Source organism: Rhabdothermincola sp. (assembly GCF_036846205.1).
Lineage (GTDB): Bacteria > Actinomycetota > Acidimicrobiia > Acidimicrobiales > Acidimicrobilacustridaceae > Rhabdothermincola.
The window spans coordinates 1-5,186 of sequence record NZ_DAIUCK010000149.1; the positions used below are offsets into that span (position 1 = coordinate 1).

The window sequence follows — 5,186 nt, forward strand, 5'->3', positions numbered from 1 at the left end:
GCCCTCGCCCCACCCGAGCCCGAGTCGCCCCTCGGCGTGGTGGACCCGTGGGACTTCGGCGCCGCCTACAGCCGGCTGTCGAGCAACGCACAGCGCGCCGGTCGGGTGGCGGCGGCCGTCGCCACCGCCCTGCTCGCCGATGACGAGACGGTCGAGTTGATCGTGCAGGGCCGCTACCAGAGTCAGGCCGGGTTGATCGTGCTCACCGACCGTCGAGTGCTGATCGTCAACGACCACGAGTGGCGCCCGGACGTTCGGGTGGTGCCCATCGAGCCGGAGCTGGTCGTGCAGGGCTGGCAGGACGACCGCACGGCGTCGCTGGTCTTCGTGACCCAGGGTCAGAGCGTGACCGTGAGCGTGATCGTGGATCGGCCGCTCGCCCAGGAGATGGCCCAGAAGGTGCGGGCCAAGGTCGCCGCGCTGGGGAGCTGAGGCTTCGCCGGGACGCCGACGGGGTTGCTATCCTCACAGGTCCACACGCGGACGTGGCTCAGTTGGTAGAGCATCACCTTGCCAAGGTGAGGGTCGCGGGTTCGAGTCCCGTCGTCCGCTCCATCGAGACCCCCTGCCGGGCAGGGGGTCTTCTCGTCTGCGGCGACGATCTCGCCCCGCAGGCGACCGGTGCGCTCAGGCGGTGCCCTCGCGCTGGAACATGCGGATCGCCTCCTGGCGATCCGACGCGTTGAGCTTCTTGAGGATCGAGGCCACGTGTGTGCGCACCGTGACCGGCGCGACGTACAGACGACGCGCGATCTGATCGGTACGCAACCCCTGACGGAGCAGCTCGAGGACCTCGGCCTCACGGGGGGAGAGCGTCACCGCTCCCCGCTCGGGGACGTACACCCGGCGGCTGCGATCGGCGCGGAACTGCTCGATGATCCGCATCGCCAGCCCCGGGGACAGCGCGGGCTCGCCGGCGAGCACCGCGCGCAGCGCCTCCACCATCGCGTCGGGATCGGTGCCCTTGACCAGGTAGCCGCGGGCGCCGGCCCGCAGCGCGTCGAACAGGTGGTTGTCGTCGCGGGACACGGTGAGCATCACGACCGCGGTGTCGGGCAAGGCCTCGCTGATGGCCCGTGCGGCGTCGATGCCGCTGCCGGGCATCTGGATGTCGAGGAGGCAGACGTCGGGTCGGTGACGCCGGGCGGCCTTCACCGCACCGGGGGCGTCGCCCGCCGTCGCCACCACGTCGAATCCGGCGGCGGTGAGGATCTCCTCCGTCAGCTCCACGGTCGGGCGGTGGTCGTCGGCGATGACGACCGAGACCGGGCCCGAAGCCGCATCCGAGACCGGTGCAGACCTCACGTCGCGGGCACCTCGGCCACCACCGTGGTCCCCGCTCCCGGCGTGGACATCACCAGCAGCGTCCCGCCGAGGGCCTCCACCCGCTCGCGCATCGAGGTGAGCCCGAACTTGCCGGGGCCGAGCGAGTGGTCGGCCTCGAAGCCGGCGCCGTCATCGGTGACCGAGAGGTGGATGGTGTCACCGAACCGCCGGAGCTGGACGATGACGTGCGATGCCGCGGCGTGGTTCGCCACGTTCGCCAGCGCCTCCTGTGCCACCCGCCCGAGCTCCTTGGTGGTCCGCTCGTCGCACTCGACGGGGTCGAGCCGCAGTTCGAGGTCCAGGTCGTGGCGGTCGGCGCTCACCTGTGCCAGTGCCTCCACCAGCTCGTCGAGGTGCGACCGCTCGTCCTGGTTGAGCTCGATGATGGCGAGACGGGTCTCCCGCAAGGCCCGCTCCGCGGCCGTCGCGAGCTGCTTCAGCTTCTCCTCGTCCTTGGTCCGGGCAGCCAAGCGGCTCTGGGCGTGCAGGTAGGCCACCTCCTGGGCCAGCCCGTCGTGGAGCTCCCGCGCCAGCCGCCGGCGCTCCTCGAGGGCGGCGGACACGACGCGCTCCTTCCAGGCCAGCACGATCGTCTGCACCGCGCCGATCACGAACACGATCTGGCCGACCACCCGCAGCACGTCGCCGGTGGTGAGCCAGTCGCTGAACGCGGCGGGGTAGAAGAAGTCGTGCACCCGGCCGAACACCAACACCGTGGTCCCGACCGCGAGCCAGCCGAGTAGGGCGTCGTCGCGCAGCCGGGTCTGGCGCACGAAGCCCACCACCGCTCCCACCAGGAAGATGATCCCCGCGATGCGCCACGGCGCGCCCTGCGAGCGCACCACGATGGCGTCGGTGTCGAGCGCGACCGCGCCCAGCACGGCTGGCGGGAGCACGTCCTGGCGGCTCCAGATCCACAGCACCACCGCGCTCGACATGGCGAGGCACGACGCGGTGAGCACGATCACGGAGACCGGTCGCTCGGTCGTGCGATGGGGCATCCACGCCGCGGCGCACATCAGGGCTGCGATGACGAGTCGGCAGAACAGCCGGCTCCACAACGCGATGGTGGCCAGGTCGCCGTCGATCTCACGGACCCAGAGCATGCCGACCTCGAGCAGCGCACTCATGCCGAATGCCAAGGCCAGCACGGCGTCGCTGTCGCGCTGGGACCGCTGGTAGCGGCGCCAGAAGAGCCAGGACAGCACGACGGCGGAGACGCCCATCAGCGTCGACATGAACAGGGCCAGGCCGGGCAAGGGGTAGGCGAAGCGCACCGGCGGGACCGCGATCACCAGGCCGGTGAACCCGACCAGCACGGCGGCGACCAGCTCCACCCGCCGCGAGGTGGACTGCATGGCGACCCTGACTGCGTGCAGCACGCTCATCCCCCGATGTTCGTCCGCCGGCAGCCCTGCCCGAACGGTCTCCCGCCCGGCTGCTCGACCCGCTGTCCGTTGCTGGTGGTCTCTCCCGTTCCTCTCTGCTCCTCATCGCCCTCCGGCTCGCCCGCGAGCCGTGTTGAGGACAATCAACGCTCCCTCGGGCCTCGCCGGTTGACCCTGACGGGTGCGTCAGCCGAGGATCGTAGAGCACTCCCGCGGCCCGTGCCCGTCGGGGGCCTTCGTCCAAGGTCGCCCCGGACGAAGCGATCGGAGTGCCGGCACACTGCCCTGCCGGCGCTCACGGAAAAGGGGGTCTCGCCGGACCCCCTTTTCACGTTCACCGCCAACGTCTCCCACCTGCGCACCGCCCGGAACCGCACTCGCTCGATGACCTCGGATCGCTCCCACCGGCTCGTCTCGCTCGTCGTGCTGCTCGGCATCGTGGTCGGGGCGGGCGTGTCCGCCAGCGGCTGCCGTGACGGGTCCGGCGCCGGGCGGGCGAGCTCGCGAACCGCCGATGGCGCCATCGACGCGGCGGTCGGCTACCTGCGTTCCGAGCTGGACGAGATCGACACCGTGCACCTCGCGGTCGTGGACTACCTGTCGCGGAACTGGGACCTCGAGCCGCTGCGGCCGGCCCGCGATCGAGCCCGCAGCCAGCTCGACCAGCAGGTCGCCGCGCAGGGCGGCATGCAGACCGTCGAGCAGCAACTGCTGCGGCGCTTGATCGACCCCGACGCGGCGGCGCCGCCACCTGACGCCCTGCCGTCCTGGACGGACGACTCGATGAGCTCGGCGGCGCGGGCCGCGTACCCGCTCATGCGCGCCCTCTCCTGTGACGTCTCGCCGCTCACCGATCGCGACCTCGACGCGTTCCGCGCCCTCATCGCCCGGGGTGGCTACGACGCCACGCACGTCGCGCTGGCGATCGGCTGGATCTCCGAGATGGGCTGCGCCGACGCGCCGGTCGAGGTGCTGCGCGCCGACGCCGTGGAGCAGATCGCGGCGGACCTGGACCGCGGGCCGGTGGAAGGGCTCGATCCGGTGAACGATCTCTCGCTCGAGCAGTCGGCCATGCTGCTGTACCTCGGTGCCCGCGAGCGGGTTCCCGCGGGCTGGTTCGACGAGGTGCGGGCCCGCCAGGGACCCGACGGCGGGTGGTCGGCCGGCGACGGTGAGTCGGGCTCGCGCTGGCACGAGAGCCTGCTCGCGCTGTGGACGTTGCTCCAGGAGCGCTCGACAGGGGCCGAGGTTCCCATGGTGATCGCCGCTCCTCGCGGGTGACACACCACCAGCAGTGCTCGAACGGACCCACGTGGACCGTTCGTTGAGGACATTCAACGGCTTTCCCCGTCGGCGCCGTTGCCCTGTAGGCGAGCGGTGCTCAGGATCAAGTCGTCCGCCACCGCGCGTCGCCCTCGGGCGCGCACGGTGCGCGCGACGGGGGAAGGAGCCGGCAGCTCGACAGGCGTGCCGTGCGGGGAGCTCGACGACCAGGAGGCACAGGGAATGACTCGACGATCACCACGGCAGCACCGGTTCGGTGCTCTCCTCGCAGCGGTGGCGTTGATCGCCACCATGTTCGCGCTGGGCACCGCGCAACCCGCGGGTGCCACCGACGTGGAGCCGACCGGGCTGGTGGCGTTCGAGTTGACGGCGGGCTACCTGCAGGTCAACGCCGGTCAGTCGAACGAGCAGTACTTCGACCTCACGCCCGGCAACGGGGTCGCGGCCTGCAACGACGGGATCGACAACAACGACGCTCCGCCGCTCAACGTCGGCACGGACGGGCTCGTCGACTACTTCAAGATCGAAGAGTCGCTGTTCTCCGGTACCGCGACGGGTGGGAGCGCCACGACGGTGGTGGACAACACCCAGTCGTGGGCCACGAACCAGTGGGCGGGCAAGTCGGTGTGGATCACCTCCGGCACCGGCGCTGGCCAGTCCAGGTACATCGTGAGCAACACCGCCACGACCCTGACCATCAGCAACACGTTCCCGCGCACCAGCTTCTCGCCCGCACCCGCGGCCGGCAGCGTCTACCACATCAGCAACGCCGATCCCGAGTGCACGGGCCCGACCGACAACAGCGAGCTCGCCCCCGGCTTCCAGCCGATCGAGAACGTGGTGGTGGTGGCAAACGTGGCCGCCGACGGGACCATGTCGATCCCGAAGAACGTGCGGGCCAGCGAGACCGAGGCCCGCACCCTCGGGGGCATCTACTTCCCGCCCGGCTACGTGCCCGACGCCTCCGCCGGCATGATCACCGCCCGCTTCCAACCCGCGCCCGGCTCCAACGTCAACGTCCCGGCGACCGGCACGATCAACGTCGACACCGGCGCGATCGCGATGAACATCGCGGTGCGGATCAAGCTCGAGGGCGGCAGCGGGCTCACCGACCTCGGTTCGAACTGCTACATCCCCTCCGGCAACAACGGCATCGCACTGAGCTTCACCACCGGCACCACCTCGCCC

Annotated in this window: 5 protein-coding genes and 1 tRNA gene; 4 read left to right on the forward strand and 2 right to left on the reverse strand. The window is 70.9% G+C overall.

Going from position 1 to position 5,186, the window contains the following annotated elements; translation table 11 throughout:
• Both V7004_RS15105 and V7004_RS15110 read left to right on the forward strand, forming a co-directional pair.
• Positions 1 to 432: hypothetical protein (locus V7004_RS15105; protein ID WP_334145028.1), on the forward strand; the 432-nt coding region annotated here is incomplete at its 5' end.
• Between the two features lie 47 nt (positions 433 to 479).
• A tRNA-Gly gene (locus V7004_RS15110) sits at positions 480 to 555 on the forward strand.
• Positions 556 to 627: 72 nt separating this feature from the next.
• On the opposite strand, the gene V7004_RS15115 is transcribed toward V7004_RS15110, so the two are convergent.
• Both V7004_RS15115 and V7004_RS15120 read right to left on the reverse strand, forming a co-directional pair.
• Entirely contained in the window at positions 628 to 1,305 is a 678-nt protein-coding gene (locus V7004_RS15115) for a response regulator transcription factor (protein WP_334145029.1), read from the reverse strand.
• Positions 1,302 to 2,714 (reverse strand): sensor histidine kinase, encoded by a 1,413-nt coding sequence (locus tag V7004_RS15120; protein ID WP_334145030.1) that lies wholly within the window; start codon positions 2,712 to 2,714, stop codon positions 1,302 to 1,304. Before V7004_RS15120 ends, V7004_RS15115 begins: the two co-directional genes overlap by 4 nt.
• A gap of 384 nt (positions 2,715 to 3,098) precedes the next feature.
• Here V7004_RS15120 and V7004_RS15125 point away from each other — a divergent pair, with 384 nt between their 5' ends.
• Positions 3,099 to 3,995 carry a hypothetical protein gene (locus tag V7004_RS15125; RefSeq protein WP_334145031.1) on the forward strand — a complete coding sequence of 299 codons (897 nt, stop codon included), beginning with the start codon at positions 3,099 to 3,101 and terminating at the stop codon, positions 3,993 to 3,995.
• Between the two features lie 276 nt (positions 3,996 to 4,271).
• The coding region (locus V7004_RS15130) for a hypothetical protein (RefSeq protein ID WP_334145033.1) at positions 4,272 to 5,186 on the forward strand (915 nt) is incomplete at its 3' end.

What these genes read in the sequence shown, in the direction of transcription:
- V7004_RS15120 (WP_334145030.1), bottom strand. Translation starts at nt 2,714, where the DNA reads ATGAGCGTGCTGCACGCAGTCAGGGTCGCCATGCAGTCCACCTCGCGG.
- V7004_RS15125 (WP_334145031.1), top strand. Translation starts at nt 3,099, where the DNA reads ATGACCTCGGATCGCTCCCACCGGCTCGTCTCGCTCGTCGTGCTGCTC.